Origin of the sequence: Micromonospora sp. WMMD1076 (assembly GCF_029581475.1) — a bacterium.
Lineage (GTDB): Bacteria > Actinomycetota > Actinomycetes > Mycobacteriales > Micromonosporaceae > Micromonospora > Micromonospora aurantiaca.
Genome location: NZ_CP120862.1, coordinates 5,028,539 through 5,054,011 on the forward strand (window position 1 = coordinate 5,028,539; position 25,473 = coordinate 5,054,011).

The 25,473-nt window shown below is 75.7% G+C and carries 2 protein-coding genes; both read right to left on the bottom strand.

Annotated elements, in window-relative coordinates:
* Nucleotides 1-39: 39 nt before the first annotated feature.
* Nucleotides 40-14,166 carry a type I polyketide synthase gene (locus tag O7622_RS23170; protein ID WP_282310307.1) on the bottom strand — a complete coding sequence of 4,709 codons (14,127 nt, stop codon included), beginning with the start codon at nucleotides 14,164-14,166 and terminating at the stop codon, nucleotides 40-42.
* Between the two features lie 46 nt (nucleotides 14,167-14,212).
* Nucleotides 14,213-25,444 (bottom strand): type I polyketide synthase, encoded by an 11,232-nt coding sequence (locus O7622_RS23175; protein WP_282310308.1) that lies wholly within the window; start codon nucleotides 25,442-25,444, stop codon nucleotides 14,213-14,215.
* Between the last annotated feature and the right edge of the window lie 29 nt (nucleotides 25,445-25,473).

A 25,473-nucleotide genomic window follows, 5' to 3' on the forward strand; every position in this document is an offset into this window, starting at 1 on the left:
CACTCCTTGTGTTGACCCGTCGTCGCAGCAGCGATCACGTCAGGACATCCCCAGCTCGCGGTCGATGAAGTCGAAGACCTCGTCCGGCGTCGCGTCCTGGAGCTTCTCGGCGACGGTGTCGCCGTCCGCCGGGGCGTCGGCCTCGGTGAGGGAGGCCAGCAGCGCCCGCAGCCGTTCGGTGATCCGAATTCGGGCGCTGCGGTCCGGCGCCGAGCCGGAGAGTGCCGCTTCCAACCTGTCCAGCTCGCCGAAGACCGGTGCGACCCCGGCCACGCCGCCGTCGACGATCGCGGCCCGCACGTATTCGGCCAGTCCGGCGGCGGTCGGGTAGTCGAAGACGACGGTGGCGGGCAGCCGCACGCCGGTCGCCGCGGTGAGCCGGTTACGCAGCTCCACGGCGGTCAGCGAGTCGAAGCCGAGTTCGCGGAACGCCCGGTCCGGCTCGACGGCGTCCATCGAGGCGTGCCCGAGCACCGCGGCGGCCTGCCCGCGTACCAGCTCCAGCAGGGTCTTGCGTCGTTCGGCGTCGGTCTGCCCGGCGAGCAGGGCGGCCAGGGACTCCGCGGAGACGCCGGTGTCCTCGGCCCGCTCGGCGACGGCCCGCCGTGCCTCGGCCACGCCCGTGATGAGCGGGCTGGGCCGCACGGCCACGAAGCCGGGCACGTAGCGGGCCCAGTCGATGTCGGTCACCATCGTCGCCGGCTCGCCCCGCGCGACGCACTGCGCGAGCGCCGTGAGCGCGGGCCCGGTGTCGAGGCGGGCCACGCCGGTACGCCGGCGGCGCTCCTCGACGGCCTGGTCGGTGGCGGCCATCCCGCCGGCCGTCCAGGGGCCCCAGGCGACCGAGGTGGCCGGCAGGCCCTGGCGGTGCCGCTGCTCGGCGAGCGCGTCGAGGTAGGCGTTGGCGGCGGCGTAGCTGCCCTGACCGGCGGCGCCGAGCTGGCCGGCCATCGCGGAGAACAGCACGAACGCGCGCAGTTCCCGCCCGAGGGTGAGCTCGTGCAGGTGCAGGGCGCCGAGCACCTTGGGTCGCAGGACGGTGGCGAGCCGGTCGGGGGTAAGCCCGTCGAGCACCCCGTCCTCCAGCACGCCGGCGGCGTGCACCACGCTGGTCAGCGGCGCGTCGGCGGGCACCTCGTCGAGCAGCTTGGCCAGCGCCGCCCGGTCGGCCACGTCGCAGGCCGCGACGGTCACCCGGGTGCCCGCCTCGGTCAGCTCACGGACGAGTGCCGTGGCGCCGGGGGCGTCCGCGCCGCGGCGGCTGACGAGCATCAGGTGCTCGGCGCCCCGGGCGGCCAGCCAGCGGGCCACCTCCGCGCCGAGCGCGCCGGTGCCGCCGGTGACCAGCGTCGTGCCCGGGTAGCCGGCCTCGTCGGTGGGTGCCTCGCCGCCGGGCGCGCGTACCAGCCGGCGGACGAGGACGGTGGCGCCGTCGACCGCTAGCTGGTCCTCGCCGTCGAGGCCGGCGAGGGCGGCGCAGAGCAGGTCCCAGCCGTGGTCGTCCAGGGTGGCCGGAACGTCGACCATGCCGCCCCACCGCTCGGGGTGTTCGAGGGCCACGACCCGGCCGAGGCCCCAGAGCAGCGACTGCTCCGGGCGGCCGGCGGTGCCGCCCCGGGTGGTGCCGGCGGCGCCCCGGGTGACGCACCACAGCGGCGCGGCGACGTCGAGGTCGCCGAGCGCCTGGATCAGCGCCAGCGACCGGGCGAGGAACGGCGGCACCGGCTGGGTGTCGTCGACCGCGCCGTCGGCGAGGGCGAGCAGGGACAGCACCCCGTCGACCGGAGCCGTTCCGCCGTCGGAGGTACGGGTGACACCGCTCAGGTGTGCGGTGAGGGCGGCCCGGTCGGTCAGGTTCTCCGGCAGCGACACCAGCCGGACGTCGGCGCCCCGGCGGGACAGCTCGGCGACGGCGGCCTCGCCCTCCTCCGGGTGCCGCGCGTCGGCGATCACCCACCAGGCGCCGGGGAGGAAGCTGACGGGCGTGCCGGTGTACGGCTGCCAGACGCTGCGGTAGCGCAGGTCGTCCAGGCCGGACCGGTTGCGCTGCCGGCGTCGCCAGGAGGCGAGCACGGGCAGGGCCCCGCCCAGCCGTTCCAGGGATTCCGTCGCGTCCTGCTCGGTGAGTTCCGCGAGCGCGGCCAGGTCCTCGCGTTCGACGGCCGCCCAGAACGCGGAGTCGACGCCGTTCGGGGTCTCCTCGGCACCGTCCGGCCCGGTCACGGCGGTGGGCCAGAAGCGGCTGCGTTCGAAGGCGTAGGTGGGCAGTGCCACCACGTCGGTCCCGGCAAGGACGGCCGTCAGGTCGACGGGCAGGCCGATCGCGTGAGCGGTCGCGAGGTTCGTCAGCAACCGCGTCGGATCGTCATCACCACGACGCAGGCTGCCCAACGTATGCCCGCTCACGCCGGCGTCGTCCAGGATCGCCGTCACCGGCATCGTCAACACCGGATGCGGAGAGATCTCCACAAACATGGTGTGACCCGCCTCGACCGCCGCCCGCACAGCAGCGTCGAACCGCACCGTCCGCCGCAAGTTGTCGTACCAGTAGTCCGCCGTCATCGACAACGGGTCCACCCAATCCCCCGTCAACGTCGACACCAACCGGACCTTGCCCTCTCGCGGCGTCACATCGGCCAAATCGGCGCGCAACCGCTCCGCCACCTCCTGCACCGCCACCGAATGCGACGCATAATCCACCGGAATCAACCGCGCCCGCACCCCATCGACCCGACACGACTCCACCAGGTCGGCAACCGACTGCGGCGGACCCGACACCACCACAGTCGACGGACCGTTCACCGCCGCCACCCCGACCCCCGGGAACGCCGGCAACCGCTCGGCGACCGCCTCAGCAGACAGATCGACCGACGCCATCGTGCCAGTGCCCCGCAGCACCGTCAGCGCCCGCGACCGCAGCGCCACAGCCCTCGCCGCATCCTCCAACGACAAAATCCCGGCCACACACGCCGCACCGATCTCACCCTGCGAATGACCGACCACCGCCACCGGCACCACACCCGCGCGCTGCCACACCGCCGCCAACGCCATACCAACGGCCCACAGCACCGGCTGCACAACCTCGACCCGCTCCAGCCACGACTCGTCCTCACCCGACAACACCGACACCAGGTCCACATCCAGATACGGAGCAAGGGCCCGCTGACACTCCGCCAACCGCGCGTCGAACACCGGCACACGACCCACCAGACCCGCCGCCATCCGCGCCGACTGCGCACCCTGACCCGGAAACACAAACACCGCACCGGTTCCGGCGGCCGTACCCGTGACGACGTTCCCAGCCGGCGACCCCGACGCCAGAGCGTCCAGCCCCGCCAGCAACTCCTCCATACCCGACCCGACCACAGCCGCCCGCTGCTCGAACACCGACCTGCTGACGGCCAGAGACCAGCCCACCGCCGCCGCGTCGATGGCGGCGTGCGCGCGGACGTGCCGGGCCAGGCGGGCGGCCTGACCGGCCAGGGCGCCCTTCGACCGCCCCGACACCGCCCAGACGACGACGTCGGAGGCCACGAGCCCCGCGCTCCGGCCGGCGGCGGTCTCGGGTTCCGCGCTCTCGGTGGGCAGGTCCTCGGGCAGTTCGATGATCACGTGGGCGTTCGTGCCGGAGATGCCGAACGACGACACCGCCGCCCGGCGCGGCCGGTCCACCACCGGCCACGGCCGCGACTCGATCGCCAGCTCGACGGCCCCGGAGGTCCAGTCGATGTGCGGAGACGGCTCGTCCACGTGCAACGTCGCGGGAACCACGCCCTCCCGCATCGCCAGCACCATCTTGATCACACCGGCGACACCGGCGGCGGCCTGGGTGTGGCCGATGTTCGACTTGACCGAGCCGAGCAGCAGCGGCTCCTCGCGCTCCTGCCCGTACGTGGCGAGCAGGGCCTGCGCCTCGATCGGGTCACCGAGCGTCGTGCCCGTGCCGTGCGCCTCGACCACGTCCACGTCGGCCGTCGAGAGCCGCGCCGACGCCAGCGCCTGGCGGATCACCCGCTGCTGCGACGGGCCGTTCGGGGCGGTCAGCCCGTTCGAGGCGCCGTCCTGGTTGACGGCGCTGCCCCGCACGATCGCCAGCACCTCGTGACCGTTGCGCCGCGCGTCCGACAGCCGCTCCACCAGCAGCACGCCCACACCCTCGCCCCAGCCCGTGCCATCCGCACCCGCCGCGAACGCCTTGCACCGGCCGTCGGCGGCCAGGCCCCGCTGCCGGGAGAACTCCACGAACAGCCCGGGCGTCGCCATCACGGTCACGCCACCGGCGAGGGCCAGGTCGCACTCGCCACGCCGCAGCGACTGCACCGCCAGGTGCAACGCCACCAACGACGACGAACACGCCGTGTCCACCGACACCGCCGGCCCCTCCAACCCCAACGCGTACGCCACCCGACCCGACACCACACTCGCGGCGTTGCCCGTCCCCGCGAAGCCCTCCACCTCGTCCCCCGCCACCATCAGCAGGGCCCCATAGTCCTGACCATTCGTGCCCACGAACACCCCTGTTCGCGAACCCCGCAGGACCCCAGGCTCAACCCCTGCCCGCTCGACCGCCTCCCACGAAACCTCCAGCAACAACCGCTGCTGCGGATCCATCGCCAACGCCTCGCGGGGGGAAATCCCGAAGAAACCGGCATCAAACTCCGCCGCCTCGTAGAGGAAGGCGCCGCTGCGGACGTAGGAGGTGCCGGTGGAATAGGGGTCGGGGTCGTAGAGGCGCTCGACGTCCCAACCCCGATCGCCGGGGAGGTCCGACACGGCGTCGCGGCCGGCGTGCAGCATCTGCCAGAACCGCTCGGGATCGTTGGCCCCGCCGGGGAAGCGGCAGGACATGGCCACGATGGCCACCGGCTCGTCGTCGCCGAACGCCACCGGGGCGGCCTCGACGGCCACGGCGGCCTCCCCAACCAGTTCCTCGTGCAGGTGCCGGGCGAGCACGGTCGGCGACGGGTAGTCGAAGACCAGGGTCACCGGCAGCCGCAGCGAGGTGGCGGTGGCGAGCCGGTTGCGCAGCTCCACCGCGGTCACCGAGTCGAAGCCGAGGTCGCGGAACGCGTGGTGCGGGTCGACGGCCTGGCCGTCGGCGTACCTGAGGACCGTGGCCGCCTGGTCGCGGACCAGGTCGAGCAGCGCCTGCTGGCGCTCGGCGGCGCTCATCCGGGTGAACGCGCCGGCCGGGCCGGCCTCGTCGGTCTCCTTCGTCTCGGCGAGTCCCTTGGTGGCCTGCAACCGCTGCGCCTCGGGGATCTCCGAGATCAGCGGGCCGGGCCGGGTGGCGGTGAACGCGACGAAGAACCGGTCCCAGGCGATGTTCGAGATGGTCAGGAACGTCTCGTCGTGCTCGACGGCCTGGTGCAGGGCCGCGACGGCGAGCCGCGGCGGCATCTCGGGTGCGCCGTGGCGGTGCAGCATCCGGCCGAACTCGCCGTCGGCCATGCCGCCGCCGCCCCAGGCGCCCCAACCGATGGAGGTGGCGGGCAGGCCGAGGGCGCGGCGGTGCTCGGCGAGGGCGTTGAGGAACGCGTTGCCGGGGGCGTAGTTGCCCACGCCGGAGCTGCCGACGGTGCCGGCCATCGACGAGAACAGGATGAACGCGTCGAGGTCCAGCTCGCGGGTCAGCTCGTGCAGGTTCAGTGCGGCGGTGACCTTCGCGCTGAGCGCGTAGTCGACCTGGTCCAGCGTCAGCGAGTTGATCACCGAGTCGTCGAGCACGGCTGCGGTGTGCACGACGGTGGTCAGCGGGTGCTCGGACGGCAGGTCGGCGAGGACGGCGGCGAGCGCCGAGCGGTCGGCGGCGTCGCAGGCGGCGACGGTCACCCGGGCGCCCAGTGCGACCAACTCGGCCTCGAGGTCGGCGATGCCCTCGGCCTGCCGGCCGCGCCGGCTCACCAGCACCAGGTGGGCGGCGCCGTTGGCGGCGAGCCAGCGGGCCATGTGCCCGCCGAGCGCGCCGGTGCCGCCGGTGACCAAGGCGGTGCCGGAGGGCCGCCAGGTGCGCGGGGCGGGCGTGTCGCCGAGCGGGGCGTGCAGCAGTCGGCGGCCGAACGCGCCGGCCCACCGCAGCGCGACCTGGTCCTCCCCGTCGGCACCGGCGAGGACGCGCACGAGCCGGCGGCCGGCCGCGTCGTCGAGCTCGTCGGGCAGGTCCACGAGGCCGCCCCAGCGGTCCGGGTGCTCCAGCGCGGCGACCCGGCCGAAGCCCCAGGTGAGCTGCTGGAGCGGGTGCGGCAGCGGGTCGGCCGGGCCGGTCGCGACGGCGCCCCGGGTGAGGCACCACAGGGGCGCGCGGACACCGGCGTCGCCGAGCGCCTGCACGAGGGTGACGGTGCCGGCGAAGCCGACCGGCACGGACGGGTACGCCAGGGCGGGCGTCTCGTCGAGCGGCAGCAGCGACACGATCCCGGCGGGGCGGGGGCCGCCGTCGGCGAGGTCGCGCAGCCGGGCGGCGAGCACCGCGCGGTCCGTGCGGTCGGCGTCCAGCGCCAGCGGTACGACGGTGCCGCCGTGGCGCCGCAACGCCTCGGCGCAGAAGTCGGCCTCGGCCGCGCCGGTGTCGTCGGGGCCGGTGAGCAGCCACCAGGTGCCGGTGACGGCCGGCTCGCCGGAGGCGTCGGGGGCGACGGGCGTCCAACTGTCCCGGTACCGCCACGAGTCCACTGTGGCCTGGTCGCGGTGCCGGCGACGCCAGGCGGCGAGCACCGGCAGCACGTCGGCGAACGCCGTCTCCGAAACGGGCCTCGACTCGGTCGTGGCGGAGAGTTCGGCAGTGAGTGCGGTCAGGTCCTCCGCCTCGACGGCCGCCCAGAACCGGGCGTCGACCTCGTCGTCGGCCACGGCACCGGCGGTCCCGACCGCGGGGGCGGGCGCGGTCGACGGCTGCGGCCAGTAGAGCTGCCGCTGGAACGGGTACGTGGGCAGATCGAGGCGACGCCCGGCGAGGCCGGCGAAGGCGGGCCGCCAGTCCACGGCCGTACCTCCGGCCCAGACCTCGGCCACGGCGCGCAGGAAGCGGCCGAGGCCGCCCTCGCCCCGGCGCAGGCTGCCGGTGACGGTGACCGCGTCCGGGTCGGCGGCGGCCAGCTCGACGCTCTCCTGCACGGCCATCGTCAGCACGGGGTGGGCGCTGACCTCGACGAAGGTCTGGTAGCCGGCGGCGACGAGGCTGCGTACCGCCTCGTCGAAGCGGACGGTCTGCCGCAGGTTGCGGTACCAGTAGTCGGCGTCGAGGGCGGCGGTGTCGAGCCAGTCCCCCTCGACGGTGGAGCGGAACCGGACCTCGCCGGTGCGGGGCCGCAGCCCGGCGAGCAGTTCCAGGAGCTGCTCGCGCAGTTGCTCGACGTGGGCGGAATGGGAGGCGTAGTCCACGGGGACGCGGCGCACCCGCACCTCGCGGGACTCGTAGTGGGCGACGAGCTCGTCGAGGGCGGCGCCGTCGCCGGAGACCACGACGGAGGTGGGTCCGTTGACGGCGGCCAGGGCGATGCGGCCGGCCCAGCGGGCGATCGTCGCGGTGGCCTCGTCGGCGGTGGTGGCGACCGAGACCATGCCGCCGTCCCCGGCGATGCCGGCGATGATCCGGCTGCGCAGCGCGACCACGGCCGCCGCGTCGTCGAGGGTGAGGCCACCGGCGACGTACGCGGCGGCGATCTCCCCCTGGGAGTGGCCGACGACGGCTCCGGGGCGCACCCCGTACGACTCCCAGAGCGCGGCGAGCGAGACGCTGACCGCGAACAGGGTGGGCTGCACGACGTCGACGCGCTCCAGCGACGGGGCGTCGGGCGCGCCGCGCACCACGTCGGTCGGTGACCAGTCGACGTACGGGCGCAGCGCCTCGGCGCAGGCGGCGAACGTCTCCGCGAAGACGGGGGCGGTGTCGAGCAGCTCGGCGGCCATCCCGGCCCACTGCGATCCCTGGCCCGGGAAGACGAACGCGACCTCGCCCGGCGTGCCGGGGACGCGGGTGACGGTCTGCGGGCCGGGCCGGGCCGCGGCGAGCGCGTCGAGGGACGCGACCAGATCGTCGCGGTCGGCGGCGAAGACGACGGCCCGGTGGTCGTGGGCGGCGCGGGTGGCGGCCAGCGACCAGCCGACGTCGGCGAGCGCGTCGTCGTCCACTGTGCCGAGGTGCTCGCGCAGGTCCCGGGTGCGGGCGGTGAGGGCGTCGACGGTGCGCCCGGAGAGCACCCAGGGCAGTTCCCCGGTCGGCACGTCGGCCGCCGGTCCGGGCTCCGGCTCGTCGGCGGGGGCCTGTTCGAGGATGGTGTGCACGTTGGTGCCGCTGATCCCGAACGAGGAGACGGCGGCGCGGCGTACCCCGTCGGCCGGCTCCCACGGCCGGGCGGAGGTGAGCAGCTCGACGCTGCCGCCGGTCCAGTCGACGTGCGGGGTGGGCTCGTCCACGTGCAGCGTGGGCGGCAGCACCCCGTGCCGCATCGCCAGCACCATCTTCATCACCCCGGCCACACCCGCCGCCGCCTGGGTGTGCCCGATGTTCGACTTGATCGAGCCGAGCCAGAGCGGCCGGTCGGCGGGACGGTCGTGGCCGTACGTGGCGATGAGGGCCTGCGCCTCGATCGGGTCGCCGAGGGTGGTGCCGGTGCCGTGCGCCTCGACGGCGTCCACCTGCTCGGCGGTGAGTCCGGCGTTCGCGAGGGCCTGCCGGATCACCCGCTGCTGGGCGGGGCCGTTGGGGGCGGTGAGGCCGTTGGACGCGCCGTCCTGGTTGACGGCGCTGCCGCGGATCACGGCGAGGACCGGGTTGCCGTCGCGGCGGGCGTCGGAGAGCCGCTGGAGCACCAGCAGGCCGACGCCCTCGCCCCAGCCGGTGCCGTCCGCGGCTCCGGCGAACGGCTTGCACCGGCCGTCGGCGGCGAGACCGCGCTGGCGGGAGAAGCCGACGAAGATGCCGGGGGTGGCCATCACGGTGGCGCCGCCGGCCAGGGCCAGGTCGCACTCCCCCGTCTGGAGGGCCTGCGCGGCCAGGTGCATCGCGACCAGCGACGACGAGCAGGCCGTGTCGACGGTGACGGCCGGGCCGTGCAGTCCGAAGGTGTACGCCAGCCGGCCGGAGATGACGCTGGCGGAGGTGCCGGTGGCGAGGTAGTTCTCGTCGACGTCCCCGGTGGCCATCAGCAGCGAGCCGTAGTCCTGGCCGTTGGTGCCGACGTACACGCCGGTGCGGCTGCCGCGCAGGGCGGTCGGGTCGATCCGGGCCCGCTCGAACGCCTCCCAGGTGGTCTCCAGCAGCAGCCGCTGCTGCGGGTCCATGGCGAGGGCCTCGCGGGGGCTGATGCCGAAGAACGCCGGGTCGAACTCGCCGGCGCCGGCGACGAAGCCGCCCTCCCGGACGTAGCTGGTACCGAGGTGCTCGGGGTCGGGGTGGTACAGCTCGGCGAGGTTCCAGCCGCGCTCGCCGGGCATCAGGCTCAGCGCGTCGGTGCCGGTGGCCAGCAGGTCCCAGAGCTGCTCGGGCGAGGTGACCCCGCCGGGGAAGCGGCAGCTCATCGCGACGATGGCGATCGGTTCGCGGTCGCGGCCGGTGCCGTCGGCGACCACCTCGCCGGTGGTGTGCCCGGCGGTGAGGCCGTGCAGGTGGGCGGCGAGTTCGGCGACCGTGGGGTGGTCGAAGACCAGCGTGGCGGGCAGGGTCATACCGGTCTCGGCGGTCAGCCGGTTGCGCAGCTCGACGGCGGTGAGCGAGTCGAAGCCGAGGTCACGGAAGGTGCGCTCGGGCAGCGGCCGCCCGGCCGGGTAGCCGAGCACGACGGCGGCCTGGGCGCGTACGAGGTCGGCGAGCTGCGGCAGGGACCGGCCGACCACCACGGCGCGGGCGGGACCGGTGGGCACGGCGGGCACCCCGGGCAGGGCGGCGATCAGTGGCGTCGGGCGGCCCCAGGAGGCGGCGAGGCGTCCCCAGTCGACGGCGGCGACGGTGACCGCCGGCTCGGCGGTGTTGACCAGCCGGCCGAGGGCGGTGACGGCCTCGGCGGCGGGGAGCGCGTCGACCCCGCCCCGGGCGAGCCGGGCGGTCAGGGCGGCGGCCATGCCGTCCTCAGCCCAGGCGCCCCAGGCGATGGCGGTGGCGGGCAGGCCCTGGTCGCGTCGCCAGGCCGCGAACGCGTCGAGATAGGCGTTGGCCGCCGCGTAGTTGCCCTGCCCGGCGCTGCCGATGACGCCGGCGAGGGAGGAGAAGAGCACGAACGCGTCGAGGTCGCGGTGGGCGGTGGCCGCGTGCAGGACCCGGGCGGCGCGGACCTTGCCGTCGAGGACGGCCTGCATCCGGGTCAGGTCGAGCCCGTCGAGGACGCCGTCGTCGATCACGCCGGCGGTGTGCACGACGGCGGTCAGCTCCGGCAGCCCGGAAACCAGGGCGTCGACGGCGGCCCGGTCGGTGACGTCGCACGCCACCACCCGCACCGCGCCCAACTCGTCGACAAGCTCCGCCGCTCCCGGCGCCGCCGGACCCCGCCGCGAAGCCAGCACCACCTCACCGGCCCCGTTCGCCAGCAACCACCGCGCCACATGCCGACCCAACGCACCCGTACCACCGGTCACCAGCACCGTCCCGGCAGGCCGCCAACCCACACCCACCGGCGGCACGGCCGGCACCAGCCGCCGGCCGAGGACGCCCTGGGGGCGGATCGCCACCTGGTCGTGCCCGGCGTCGGCGAGGACCGCGAGCAGCGCGTCGGCGGCTGTCCGGTCGACGCGGGCGGGCAGGTCGACCAGGCCGCCCCAGCGGTCCGGCTGTTCGAGGGCGACGACCCGCCCGAGGCCCCAGGCCAGGGTGGCCCACGGGTCGGTGAGGGTCTCGCCGGCCCCGGCGCGCACGGCGCCCCGGGTGAGGCACCAGAGCCGGCCGGGCAGTCCGGCGTCGGCGAGCGCCTGGGTGAGGGTGAGCAGCAGCGCGGCGCCGACGGAGACGGCCGGGGCGTCCGGCAGCGCCCGGTCGGTCGCGGGGAGCACGCAGAGCACGCCGGTCCAGCCCTGCTCGCCGTGGCCGCGCAGCAGCCCGGCCAGCTCGGCGCGATCGACGCCCGGGGCGACGGTCAGGGTGTCGACGTGGGCGCCGGCACCGGTCAGCGTGCCGGCCACCCCGGCGTCGTCGTTGTCGGCGGTGACGACGAGCCAGCGGCCGGTCAGCGCCGGAACGGCGGCGGGGCGTACGGGCTCCCACTCGACCCGGTAGGTCCAGCCGTCCACCACGGCGTCGCGCTGCCGGGCCCGCCGCCACGACGACAGCACCGGTACGGCCGGGGCGAGCGCCTCCACTGCCGCGGGATCGTCCTGCACGGCCAGGTGGGCGGCGACCCCGGTCAGGTCGCCACGCTCCACGGCCACCCAGAAGTCCCCCTCGGCGGCGTCGCCCGGCACGGCCGTCACGGCGGTGCCGCCGACCTCGGGCCAGTAGCGCTGGTGCTGGAACGCGTACGTGGGCAGGTCCACCCGCCGCGCGCCGGTCTCGGCGAACCACGACTGCCAGTCGACCGCCACCCCGTGCACGTGCAACTCGGCCAACCCGCCCAGCAACCCGTGCACCTCGGACCGGTCCGCGCGCTGCACCGCCACGGCCAGCACGCCGTCCCCGCCCGCCAGGGCACCGCCGACCATCGCGGTCAGCACACTACGCGGCCCGACCTCCAGGAACGTATCCACACCCGCCGCCCGCAGCGCCGCCACACCATCGGCGAACCGCACAGCCTCCCGCACGTGCCGCACCCAGTAGTCGGGCGTGCAGATCTCGCCTGCGTCGGCCAGCGCACCGGTCACGTTCGACACGACCGGCAGCGACGGCGCGGCGAAGGTGAGCTTGTCGAGCACCGCGCGGAACCGGGCGAGCATCGGCTCCATCAGCGGGCTGTGGAACGCGTGACTGACGGTGAGGCGGCGGACGCGTACACCCCGGTCCTTCCAGAGCCGCTCCACCTCGTCGAGGGCCTCGACGGCACCGGAGACCACTACGGCCTGCGGACCGTTGACCGCCGCGATCCCCACACCGGCCAACCCGTCCAGCGCGGCCGCCACGTCGGCCTCGGCCGCCGCGACGGCCAGCATCCCACCCCCGGCGGGCAGCGCCTGCATCAACCGGCCCCGCGCCGCCACCAGCGCGCAGGCGTGCTCCAGCGACAGCACCCCGGCCACGTACGCGGCCGTGACCTCGCCGATCGAGTGGCCGCCGACCAGGTCGGGGGCGACGCCGAAGGACTCGACCAGCCGGAACAGCGCCACCTCGACGGCGAACAGCCCCGCCTGGGTGAACACGGTCCGGTCCAGCAGCTCGGCGTCGGCCGAGCCCTCGGCGGCGAAGAGCACCTCGCGCAGGGGGCGCGGCAGGGCCCTGTCCAGGTGCCCGCACGCCTCGTCGAGGGCGGCGGCGAAGACGGGGAACTCGGCGTACAGCTCGCGGCCCGTGCCGGCGCGCTGCGCGCCCTGGCCGGAGAAGAGCACCGCGAGCTGGCCGCGCGGCGCGCCGGCGCCGAGCACGACGGTGCCGGCCGGTTCCCCGGCGGCGAGGGCGCGCAGCCCCGCGAGCAGGTCGTCGCGGCCGGTCGCGGACAGCACGGCGCGGCGGTCCAGGGTGGAGCGGGAGGTCACCGACGAGAAGGCCACGTCGAGCGGGCGCAGGGTGTCGTCGGCGGCGAACCGGGCGGCCCAGCGGCCGGCCTGGGCGGCGAGCGCGGCGTCGGAGCGGGCGGAGAGCAGCACGGGGGCCACCGTGCGGGCCGCCGGGCCCCTCGGCTCGGTCTCGGTCTCGGTCTCGGCGGGAGCCGGGGCCTGCTCGATGATGGTGTGCGCGTTGGTGCCGGAGACGCCGAACGACGACACGGCGGCCCGGCGCGGCCGGTCCACGGCCGGCCACGGCGTGGCGGCGGTGGCGAGGGTGACGGCCCCGGCGGTCCAGTCGATCTGCGGCGACGGCTCGTCGACGTGCAGGGTGGGCGGCACGACGCCGTGCCGCATCGCCATCACCATCTTGATCACACCGGCCACGCCGGCGGCTGCCTGGGTGTGCCCGATGTTCGACTTCACCGACCCGAGCAGCAGCGGCGCTGCGTCGTCGCGGTCCTGCCCGTACGTGGCCAGCAGCGCCTGCGCCTCGATGGGGTCGCCGAGCCGGGTGCCCGTGCCGTGCGCCTCCACCACGTCGACCTGCTCGGGCGTGAGCCGGGCGTTGCCGAGGGCCTGGCGGATGACCCGCACCTGGGAGGGGCCGTGCGGGGCGCTGAGCCCGTTGGACGCGCCGTCCTGGTTGACCGCGCTACCGCGTACCACGGCGAGCACCGGGTAACCGTGCCGCTGTGCGTCGGAGAGCCGGGTGAGCAGCAGCATGCCGATGCCCTCGGACCACGAGGTGCCGTCCGCGCCGGCGGCGAACGCCTTGCACCGCCCGTCGGCGGCGAGACCGCGCTGCCGGCTGAAGCCGACGAATACCGCCGGGGTGGGCATCACCGTCACGCCGCCCGCCAGGGCCAGCTCGCAGTCGCCGTTGCGCAGGGCCTGCGCGGCCAGGTGGATGGCGACGAGCGAGGACGAGCAGGCGGTGTCGACTGTGACCGCCGGCCCCTCCAGTCCGAGGGTGTACGCGACGCGGCCGGAGATGACACTGGTGGCGTTGCCGGTGAGCAGGTGGCCCTCGCCGTTCTCGGCCTGCGCCATCATGCCGTCGTAGCCGTGCGACGACGCCCCGACGAAGACGCCGGTACGGCTGCCCCGGACGGCCGGCAGCGGCAGCCCGGCCCGCTCGAACGCCTCCCAGGAGGTCTCCAGCAGCAGCCGCTGCTGCGGGTCCATGGCGACGGCCTCGCGGGGCGAGATGCCGAACAGGTCGGCGTCGAAGTCGGCGGCGGAGTAGACGAAGCCGCCCTCGCGCACGTAACTGGTGCCCGGGTGGTCGGGATCGGGGTGGAAGAGGTTCTCCAGGTCCCAGCCCCGGTCGGCGGGGAACGGCCCGATCCCGTCGCCACCGTCGTGCACGAGCTGCCACAGCGCCTCGGGGCTGTCGACGCCGCCCGGGTAGCGGCAGCTCATCGCCACGATGGCGATGGGCTCGGAGTCCCGGCTCTCCAGCTCGCGCAGCCGACGCCGGGTACGCCGCAGCTCCGAGGTCGTACGCTTCAGGTACTCGACGTACCTCTCGTCCTCGTTGCTCACCGTGGACCTACCTCACTCGGCATGCCGATGTCGTTGCGGCTGGTGGTCACGACGTCTCCAGCTCGCGGTCGATCAGGTCGAAGATGTTCTCGGCGGTGGCCGACTCCAGGTCGTCGTCGCCGTCCGCGTCCGCCTGCCGCTCGGTCAGCCGGCCCAGCAGGCCGTGCAGCCGGTCGGTGATCCGGCGGAACTCGTCGTCTGCCGGGTCCAGCCCGACGAGCGCCGCCTCCAGCCGGTCGAGTTCCCGGCCCGCCGTTGACGGCTCGCCGGCCGGGCTCACCGGGGCGAACTGCCCGGCCAGGTGGACGGCGAGCGCCTCGGGCGTCGGGTTGTCGAAGACCAGCGTCGCCGGCAGCCGCAGCCCGGTGGCCGCGCCGAGCCGGTTGCGCAGTTCCACGGCGGTCAGCGAGTCGAAGCCGAGTTCCCGGAACGCGCGGGTCGGCTCGATGCCAGCCGGGTCGCCGTGGCCGAGGACGACCGCCACGTGCGCCAGCACCAGGTCGCGCAGGGCGCGTACCCGCTTGTCGTCGGGCAGGGCGCGCAGCGTCTCGGCGTACGCCTGCCCGTCGGCGGCCTCGCCGGCCGCGGCCCGGCGGCCGGCGGCGCGGACCAGGTTGGTCAGCAGCGGGTGTACGGGCGACCCGGGCGCGGCCACGCCGGTGGCGATCTTGGCGGGCATGAGTGTCGCCCGCTCCGAGCGCCAGAGAGCGTCGAACAGGGCGAGCCCCTCGGCGTCGGAGAGCGCCGCCATGCCGCCCCGGTCGAGGCGGCGGATGTCGGCCGAGCCGAGGTGGCCCGTCATGCCGCTGGCCTGTGCCCAGCGGCCCCACGCCAGCGCGACCGCCGGCAGGCCGAGGGCCCGCCGGTGCTCCGCCAGGGCGTCGAGGAACGCGTTGCCGGCGGCGTAGTTGCCCTGGCCCGGACCGCCGAACACACCCGCGGCGGCGGAGAAGAGCACGAACGCGCTCAGGTCGTGGCCGAGGGTGGCCCGGTGCAGGTTCCACGCCACGTCGACCTTGGGCCGCAGCACCGCGGCGAGGCGGTCGGGGGTGAGCGACTCGACGGTGGCGTCGTCGAGGACGCCGGCGGCGTGCACGACGGCGCGCAGCGGGTGCCGCTGGTCTACCATGGACAGTACGTCCGCCACGGCGTCCGGGTCGGCCAGGTCGGCGGCGACGATCGACACGTCCGCGCCGAGCGCCTTCAGGTCGGCGAGCAGTTCGTCGGCGCCCTCGGCGTCCGGGCCGCGCCGGCTGACCAGCAGCAGCTGCCGGGCGCCGTGCGCGGTGACCAGGTGCCGGCAGAGCAGCGCGCCGAGGGTGCCGGTCGCCCCGGAGACCAGGACCGTGCCGTCGAGCCGGGGCGCCTGCGGGATGCTCAGGGCCAGCTTGCCGACGTGCCGGGCCTGGCTGAGGAAGCGGAACGCCTCGGGGGCGCGCCGGACGTCCCAGGTGCGCCGGGGCAGGGGCCGCAGCGCACCGGCGGCGAAAAGCGCCATCAGCTCGCCCAGCATCGCGCCGATCTTCTCCGGGCCGGCCTCGATGAGATCGAAGACCTGGTAGCTGACGCCCGGGTGGTCGGCGGCGACCCGCCGCGGATCCCGCTTGTCGGTCTTGCCCATCTCGACGAACCGGCCGCCGTCGGCGAGCAGCCGCAGCGACGCGTCGACGTACTCGCCGCGCAGGGCGTTGAGCACCACGTCGACGCCCCGCCCGCCGGTGCGGTGGGCGAACTCGTCGGCGAAGTCGAGGCTGCGGGAGGAGGCGAGGTGCGCGTCGTCGAAGCCGGTGTCGCGCAGCGCCGGCCACTTGCCGGGGCCGGCCGTGCCGTAGACCTCCGCGCCGAGGTGGCGGGCGATCTGCACGGCGGCCATGCCCACGCCGCCGGCCGCCGCGTGCACGAGCACGGACTCGCCCGCGCGCAGCCGGGCCAGCTCCACCAGCCCGTACCAGGCGGTCAGGAAGACCACGGGCACGGCGGCGGCGTCGGTGTAGGACCAGCCGTCGGGGATGCGGGTGACCAGCCGGCGGTCGGTGACCGCCGCCGAGGCGAACGAGCCGGAGAAGATGCCCATCACCCGGTCGCCGGGAGCGAGGTCGGCGACGCCCGGCCCCACGCCGAGCACCACGCCGGCGCCCTCGTTGCCCAGCACCTCCTGGTCGGGGACCATGCCGAGGGCCAGCACCACGTCGCGGAAGTTCAGCCCGGAGGCGCGCATCCCGACCAGGACGTGGCCCGCCGGCAGTTCCCCGCCCGCCTCGGGGCCGGGCAGCAGGGCGAGGTTCTCCAGCGTGCCCTTCTCGGTGACGTCGAGGCGCCACGGCACCTCGTCGGCGGGCAGCGGCAACACACCGGCGTCGCGGGCCCGGGCCAGCCGGGGCACGAGCGGCGCGCCGTCGCGCAGCGCGAGCTGCGGCTCGCCGGAGGCGACGGCCGCCGGGACGGCCGCCAGGGAGGCGGCGGCGCCGTCGGTGTCGAGCAGCGTGAACCGGCCAGGGTGCTCGGACTGCGCCGAGCGGACCAGCCCCCACAGGCTCGCCTGGGCCAGGTCGCAGGGGGCCTCGCCCGGGGCCGCGCCGACGGCGCCCCGGGTGTGCAGCACCAGCCGGGACCGCTCCAGCCGGGGCTCGCCCAACCACTGCCGCACCAGCGCGAGGGCGTCGCGGGCCGCGTCGTGCGCGGCCTCACCGGCCCGCTGCGGGTCCGACTCCGCGCCGGAGCGCAGGTCCAGCACCACATCGGGTACGTCCCCGGACTCCCCGATCTCGGCGACCAGCGCCGCCAGGTCGGCGTGGGACCGCACCGGGTGCCCGGCGGCGGCGAGCGCCCCGGCGAGGCCGAGGGTGTCGTCGCCGAGCAGCGCCCAGCAGGCTTCCCCGGCCGCCGCGCCGGTGTCCGTCAGCGGCGTCCAGTCCAGGTGGAACACCGACGTGCGGCGCAGGGCGGCGGCCTCGTCGGCCTGGCCCGCGGCGACCGGGCGGAACATCAGCGACTCGACGGTGGCGACCGGCTGGCCGGCGGTGTCTGCGAGCGTGACCGCGACGGTGTCCGGGCCGAGCGGGCGCAGCCGCGCCCGCAGCCGGGTGGCGCCGTGGGCGTGCAGGGCGACCGAGCGGAAGGCGAACGGCATCCAGCCCGCGCCGGAGGTGTCCGCCGCGTCGCCGAGCAGGGCGGTGACCCCGCTGGCCTGGAGGGCCGCGTCGAACAGGGCCGGGTGCAGCCCGAAGCGGGACGCGTCGGCGCTCGCCTCCTCGGGCAGGGCCACCTCGGCGTAGACCTCGCCGTCGCCGCGCCACACCCGGCGCAGCCCCCGGAAGGCGGGGCCGTAGCCGAGGCCGCCCTCGGCCGTCTGCACGTACCAGGCGTCCAGGTCGGCGTCGACCTCGACGGCGTCGGCCGGCGGCCACTGCCCCGGTACGGCGGTCGGAGCGGGCAGCTGCGGCAGCAGGAGTCCCTCGGCGTGCCGGGTCCACTCGGCGTCGGCGTCCTCCTCGGGGCGGGAGTGCACGGTGACGCTCCGCTCGCCGGTGTCGGCGGGCGGGCCCACTCGTACCTGCACCTGCACCGCGCCGGTCGCGGGGAGCACCAGCGGGTTGATCAGCGTCAGGTCGCCCACCTGGCCGGCGTCGACCTCGTCGCCGGCCCGGACCACCATGTCGACGACGCCGGTGCCCGGGACGATCACCGCCCCGCCGACGGCGTGGTCGACCAGCCACGGGTGGGTACGCACCGACAGCCGCCCGGTCAGCACCACCGTCCGGTCGTCTGCGACGGGTACGGCCGCGCTGAGCAGCGGGTGTCCGGTGTCCTGGAGGCCGGCCGAGCCGACGTCGCGTACGCGGTGCGCGGGCGCGTCCAGCCAGTAGCGTCCCCGTTCGAAGGCGTAGGTGGGCAGTGCCACCACGTCGGTCCCGGCAAGGACGGCCGTCAGGTCGACGGGCAGGCCGATCGCGTGAGCGGTCGCGAGGTTCGTCAGCAACCGCGTCGGATCGTCATCACCACGACGCAGGCTGCCCAACGTATGCCCGCTCACGCCGGCGTCGTCCAGGATCGCCGTCACCGGCATCGTCAACACCGGATGCGGACTGATCTCCACAAACGTCGTGTGACCCGCCTCGACCGCCACCCGCACAGCAGCGTCGAACCGCACCGTCCGCCGCAAGTTGTCGTACCAGTAGTCCGCCGTCATCGACAACGGGTCCACCCAATCCCCCGTCAACGTCGACACCAACCGGACCTTGCCCTCTCGCGGCGTCACATCGGCCAAATCGGCGCGCAACCGCTCCGCCACCTCCTGCACCGCCACCGAATGCGACGCATAATCCACCGGAATCAACCGCGCCCGCACCCCATCGACCCGACACGACTCCACCAGGTCGGCAACCGACTGCGGCGGACCCGACACCACCACAGTCGACGGACCGTTCACCGCCGCCACCCCGACCCCCGGGAAGCCCGGCAACCGCTCCGTCACCGCGTCCGCGCAGAGGTCCACCGACGCCATCGTCCCGGTGCCCCGCAGCGCGGTCAGCGCCCGAGAGCGCAACGCCACCGCCTTCGCCGCGTCCCCCAGCGACAGAATCCCCGCCACACACGCCGCGCCGATCTCACCCTGCGAGTGACCGATCACCGCCGCCGGCACCACACCCACGCGCTGCCACACGGCGGCGAGGGCGACACCGACGGCCCACAGCACCGGCTGCACGACCTCCACCCGCGCCAACCACGACTCGTCGTCACCGGTGAGCACCGACACCAGGTCCACATCCAGATACGGAGCAAGGGCCCGCTGACACTCCGCCAACCGCGCGTCGAACACCGGCACACGACCCACCAGACCCGCCGCCATCCGCGCCGACTGCGCACCCTGACCCGGAAACACGAACACCGGGCCCGCACCGTGCGACGACGACATCGCCGCGACCACGTTCCCAGCCGGCGACCCCGACGCCACAGCGTCCAGCCCCGCCAGCAACTCCCCCACACCCGACCCGACCACAACCGCCCGCTGCTCGAACACCGACCTGCTGACGGCCAGAGACCAGCCCACCGCCGCCGCGTCCACCACGGCTCCGGCGGGCCGGCGGAGGTGGCCGGCGCCGCCGTCGCCGCGCTCGCGCAGGAAGTCCGCGAGCCGGGCCGCCTGCCCCGCGAGCGCACTCTTCGACCGTGCCGACACCGGCCACACCACGACATCCGAGGCAACCAGGCCCGGGCCGTGCCCGACCGGAGCGGCGGCGTCGACCGGCTCGTCGGCCTGCTCGATGATCACGTGCGCGTTCGTGCCGGACATGCCGAACGACGACACCGCCGCCCGGCGCGGCCGGTCCACCACCGGCCACGGCCGCGACTCGATCGCCAGCTCGACGGCCCCGGAGGTCCAGTCGATGTGCGGAGACGGCTCGTCCACGTGCAACGTCGCCGGTACCACACCCTCCCGCATCGCCAGCACCATCTTGATCACACCGGCGACGCCCGAGGCGGCCTGCGTGTGGCCGATGTTGGACTTGATCGAGCCGAGCAGCAGCGGCTCGCCGCCCTCGCGGTCCTGGCCGTAGGTCGCCAGCAGGGCCTGCGCCTCGATCGGGTCACCGAGCGTCGTGCCCGTGCCGTGTGCCTCGACCACGTCGACATCCGCGCTGCCCAGCCGGGCGCCCGCGAGGGCCTGCCGGATCACCCGCTGCTGCGACGGGCCGTTCGGGGCGGTCAGCCCGTTCGAGGCGCCGTCCTGGTTGACCGCCGACCCACGCACCACCGCCAGGACCCGGTGCCCGTTGCGCCGCGCGTCCGACAGCCGCTCCACCAGCAGCACGCCCACACCCTCGCCCCAGCCCGTGCCATCCGCACCCGCCGCGAACGCCTTGCACCGGCCGTCGGCCGCGAGGCCCCGCTGCCGGGAGAACTCGAAGAAGGTGCCGGGGGTGGCCATGACCGTGACGCCACCGGCGAGGGCCAGGTCGCACTCGCCACGCCGCAGCGACTGCACCGCCAGGTGCAACGCCACCAACGACGACGAACACGCCGTGTCCACCGACACCGCCGGCCCCTCCAACCCCAACGCGTACGCCACCCGGCCCGACACCACACTCGCGGCGTTGCCCGTGGCCCCGAACCCTTCGGCCTGCTCCCCCGCAGCCATCAGCAGGGCCCCATAGTCCTGACCATTCGTGCCCACGAACACCCCTGTTCGCGAACCCCGCAGAACCCCAGGCTCAACCCCTGCCCGCTCGACCGCCTCCCACGAAACCTCCAGCAACAACCGCTGCTGCGGATCCATCGCCGCCGCCTCGCGCGGCGAGATCCCGAAGAAGCCGGGATCGAACTCGCCCGCCCCGTGCAGGAAGCCGCCCTTGTCGGCGTACGTGGTGCCGGGGTTGGCCGGGTCGGGGTCGTAGAGCCGGTCGAGGTCCCAGCCCCGGTCGGTCGGGAAGTCGCCGATCGCGTCGACGCCGCCGGCGACGAGGCGCCACAGCCGTTCGGGGCCGTCGACGCCGCCGGGGTAGCGGCAGGCCATGGCGACGATGGCCACCGGCTCGTCGTCGCCCACGGCGGCCGGGACGGCGACGGGAGCCGCCCCGGCGTCGGCGCCGAAGATGCCGGCGAGCAGGAAGCGGGACAGCACCACCGGGGTGGGGTGGTCGAAGACCAGGGTGGTGGGCAGCGCCTGCCCGGTGGCGGCGACAAGCCGGTTGCGCAGCTCCACGGCGGTCAGCGAGTCGAAGCCGAGGTCGCGGAACGCGGTGGTCGCGCCCACGGCGGCAGCACCGCCGTCGTGGCCGAGCACGTCGGCGGCGAGTTCGCGGACCAGGTCGGCGACGGTCTCCTCGCGGCGGGCCGGGGTCAGCGCGGCGAGGCGCCGGCGCAGCGCGGCCGCCGGGCCGTCGTCGCCGTCGTCGACCGCGGCGCCGCCGTCGAGGGCGGCCCGCGCCTCCGGTACGCCCTCCAGCAGCGGCCGGCGGCGCGCGGAGGCGTACGCGGGGGCGAACCGGGTCCAGTCCACGTCGGCCACCGTCACTGTGACGTCGTCGTGGTCGAGGGCCTGCTGCAACGCGGCCATGGCGACGGCCGGGTCCATGGCGGGCAGGCCCCGGCGGCGCAGGTTGCGCTCGGCGTCGGCGGCGTGCATGCCGCCGTCGGACCAGGGGCCCCAGGCGATGGCGGTTCCGGCCCGGCCGTCGGCGCGCCGCCGCCGCACGAGCGCGTCCAGGTAGGCGTTGCCGGCCGCGTACCCGGCCTGCCCACCACTGCCCCAGGTGGCGGCGATGGACGAGTAGACGACGAAGGCGTCCAGCTCCCGGTCGGCGAGCAGGCCGGCGAGGTGGGTGGCCCCGGCGGTCTTGCCGACTGTCACCTCGGCCAGCTCGGCGGGGGTGACCTCGGCCAGCGGGGTGGACTGCGCGACGCCGGCGGTGTGCACGACGGTGCGCACCGGCGGGCCGTCGGCCTCGACCCGGTCGAGCAGGTCGGCGAGGGCGCCCCGGTCGGCGATGTCGCAGGCGGCGACGGTGACCCGGGCCCCGAGGCCAGCCAGCTCGGCCTCCAGCTCGGCGGCGCCGGGGGCGTCGGGTCCGCGCCGGCTGACCAGCACGACGTGCTCGGCTCCGGCGGCGGCGAGCCAGCGGGCGGCGCGCGCGCCGAGCCCGCCGGTGCCGCCGGTGACCAGGGCGGTGCCGGTGGGCGTGAACCGGCGCGCCGGCGGACGGTCGCCGAGGGCGGCGCGGACGAGGCGGCGGGCGAAGACGCCGGGGCCGCGTACGGCGAGCTGGTCCTCGCCGGTCGAGCCGGTGAGGATCGCGGCGAGCCGGAAGGCGGCCCGGTCGTCGGGGTCGGACGGCAGGTCGACCAGGCCGCCCCAGCGGTGCGGCGCCTCGACGCCGACGACCCGGCCGAGGCCCCAGATCGCGGCCTGCGCCGGGTCGGCGAGCCGATCGTACGAGGCGGCGGCGACCGCGCCCCGGGTGACCAGCCACAGCGGCGCCGCCACGCCGGCGTCGCCGAGCGCCTGCACGAGGGCGAGGGTGGCGGTCAGGCCGGGCAGGACGGTGCCGTCGGCGGTGCGTGGTTCCCCCGCGAGCAGGGACACGACGCCGGCGGGCTCGGTGCCGGCGAGGGCCGCCGCGAGGCCGGCCCGGTCGGCGTCCGGCTCCACTGTCAGCGGCAGCACGTCGGCGCCGGCGCCGGTCAGCGCGGCCCGGACGGCCCGCGCCGCCGGGTCGTCGGCGTCGTCGGCGGGCAGCGCCAGCAGCCAGGTGCCGGCCAGCCGGGCGGGGGCGGGCTCGGGGGCCACCTGCCATTCCTCCCGGTACCGCCAGCCGTCGAGGACCGAGTGTTCCTGCCGCTGCCGCCGCCAGTCGGCGAGGACGGGCAGCAGGGTACGCAGCGACTCGGCGGCGTCGGCGTCGGTGACGGCGAGGGTGTCGCGCAGCGCGTCGAGGTCGGCGCGTTCGACGGCCGCCCAGAACCGGCGGTCGAGCGCGCCGGCCCCGCCCGTCGTGGTGTCGTCGGCCGGCGCCTCGGCCGGCACCCAGTAGCGCTGCCGCTCGAACGGGTAGGTGGGCAGGTCGACGAGCCGGCCGGGCCGTCCGGCGAGGACGTCCGCCCAGCGCGGCGGCGTGCCGGCGACGTGCAGCTGGGCGAGGGCGGCGAGCAGGGCACGGCGGTCCGGGCGGTCCCGGCGCAGCACCGGCACCACCACGGCCGGGGCGGCGTCGGCGGCGTCGGTCTCGATCCCGGCGAGGCTCTCCTGGACGCTGGCGGTGAGCACGGCGTCCGGCCCGACCTCCACGAAGGTGCCGACGCCGTGGGCGCGCAGGGCGCGTACGCCGTCGGCGAAGCGGACCGCCTCCCGGACGTGGCGCACCCAGTAGCCGGGGTCGCTGAGCTGCGCCGGGTCGGCCATCTCGCCGGTCACGTTGGACACCACCGGCAGGGTGGGGGCGCGCAGGTCGAGGCGGGCGGCGACGGCGGCGAACTCGGCGAGCATCGGCTCCATCAGCGGGCTGTGGAAGGCGTGGCTGACCCGCAGCCGCCGCACCTTCACCCCCCGGCCGGTCCAGAGTTCCGCCAGCTCGTCGATGGCCGCCGCGTCGCCGGAGACGACGACGGCGTCGGGGCCGTTGACGGCGGCGACGGCGACCCGGCCGGTCAGCGCGGCGATCGACTCGGCGACCCGGGCCTCGTCGGCGGCCACGGCGAGCATCGCGCCGCCGGTGGGCAGGTCCTGCATGAGCCGCCCCCGGGCGGCGACGAGGGCGCACGCGTCGTCGAGGCTGAGCACGCCGGCCACGTGGGCGGCGGTCAGCTCGCCGACGGAGTGCCCGGCGACCATGTCGGGGGCCAGCCCCCAGGAGCCGAGCAGCCGGTGCAGCGCCACCTCGACGGCGAACAGCGCGGCCTGGGTGAAGACGGTCTGGTCGAGCAGGTCGGCCTCGGCGGTGCCGGGCTCGGCGAACAGCAGCGGCTTCAGCGGCCGGGGCAGCCGGTGGTCGAGGTGGCCGCAGACCTCGTCGAGCGCCTCCGCGAAGACCGGGTACGCCTCGTACAGCTCCCGGCCGGCGCCGGCGCGCTGGGCGCCCTGGCCGGAGAACAGGAACGCGACCCCGCCGCGTTCGGCGGCGGCGCCGGTGACCAGCCCGGGGGCGGGCCGTTCGTCGGCGAGGGCGTGCAGCGCGGCGAGCAGGCCGTCGCGGTCGTCGGCGAGCACGACCGCCCGGTGCTCCAGGGGCGAGCGGGAGACCGCCGAGGTCCAGGCGACGTCGGCCGGGCGCAGGTGCGCGTCGTCGGCGACATAGGCCGACCAGCGCTCGGCCTGGCGGCGCAGCGCGGTGCGGGTGCGGCCGGTGAGCAGCACCGGCGCGGGCGCGGGCGTCACCGGGTGGTCCGCCTCGACGCCGGCCGGGTCGGGCTGTTCGAGGATGAGGTGGGTGTTGGTGCCGCTCATCCCGAACGACGAGACGGCGGCCCGGCGCGCCCGGTCCACGGCCGGCCACGGCGTGGCCTCGGTGACGAGGGTGACCGCGCCGGCGGCCCAGTCCACGTGCGGGGTGGGCTCGTCGACGTGCAGGGTGGCCGGCACGACGCCGTGCCGCATCGCCAGCACCATCTTGATCACACCGGCGACGCCGGCGGCGGCCTGGGTGTGCCCGATGTTGGACTTGATCGAGCCGAGCAGCAGCGGCGCGGCGTCGCCCCGCTCCCGGCCGTACGTGGCGAGCAGCGCCTGGGCCTCGATCGGATCGCCGAGGGTGGTGCCGGTGCCGTGCGCCTCCACCACGTCGACCAGGTCGGGGGTGAGCTTCGCGCCGGCCAGGGCCTGCCGGATGACCCGCTGCTGGGACGGGCCGTTGGGGGCGGTGAGGCCGTTCGACGCGCCGTCGGAGTTGACCGCCGAGCTGCGGATGACGCCGAGCACGGGGTGGCCGTTGCGGCGGGCGTCGCTGAGCCGTTCCAGCAGCAGCATGCCGACGCCCTCGGACCAGCCGGTGCCGTCGGCGGAGGCGGCGAACGACTTGCACCGGCCGTCGGCGGCGAGGCCCCGCTGCCGGGAGAACTCGACGAACGGGCCGGGGGTGGCCAGCACGGTCGCGCCGCCGGCCAGGGCGAGGCCGCACTCGCGCTGGCGCAGCGCCTGGCAGGCGAGATGGATGGCGACCGACGCCGACGAGCAGGCGGTGTCCACGGTGACCGACGGGCCTTCGAGGCCGAACGTGTACGCCAGCCGACCGGACACGACACTGGCGGCGGTGCCGGTCAGCACGTACCCCTCGACGCCGGGCGCCCGGTGCAGCACGGCGGCGTAGTCCTGCCCGGAGGTGCCCACGAAGACGCCGGAGCGGCTGCCACGCAGCGACAGCGGGGCGATGCCGGCGCGTTCGAACAGTTCCCAGGTGACCTCCAGCAGCAGCCGCTGCTGCGGGTCCATGGCGACCGCCTCACGCGGTGAGATGCCGAAGAGCGCGGCGTCGAACTGCCCCGCGTCGCGCAGGAACCCGCCGGCGGTGGTGTACGAGGTGCCGGCGTTGTCCGGATCGGCGTGGTAGAGCCGGTCCAGGTCCCAGCCACGGTCGGTGGGAAAGTCGCCGATGGCGTCCCCGCCGGACGAGACGAACTCCCACAGCTCCTCGGGCGAGCTGATGCCGCCCGGGTAGCGGCAGCTCATCGCCACGATCGCCACCGGCTCGGACTCCTCGGCGGTGACCTCGCGCAGCCGTTGGCGGGTCTGCTGCAGCTCGGCGACGACGCGCGTCAGGTATTCGCGCAGCCGATCTTCGTCCGCCATGACATCTCGCTTTCTCGTGACACCACAGA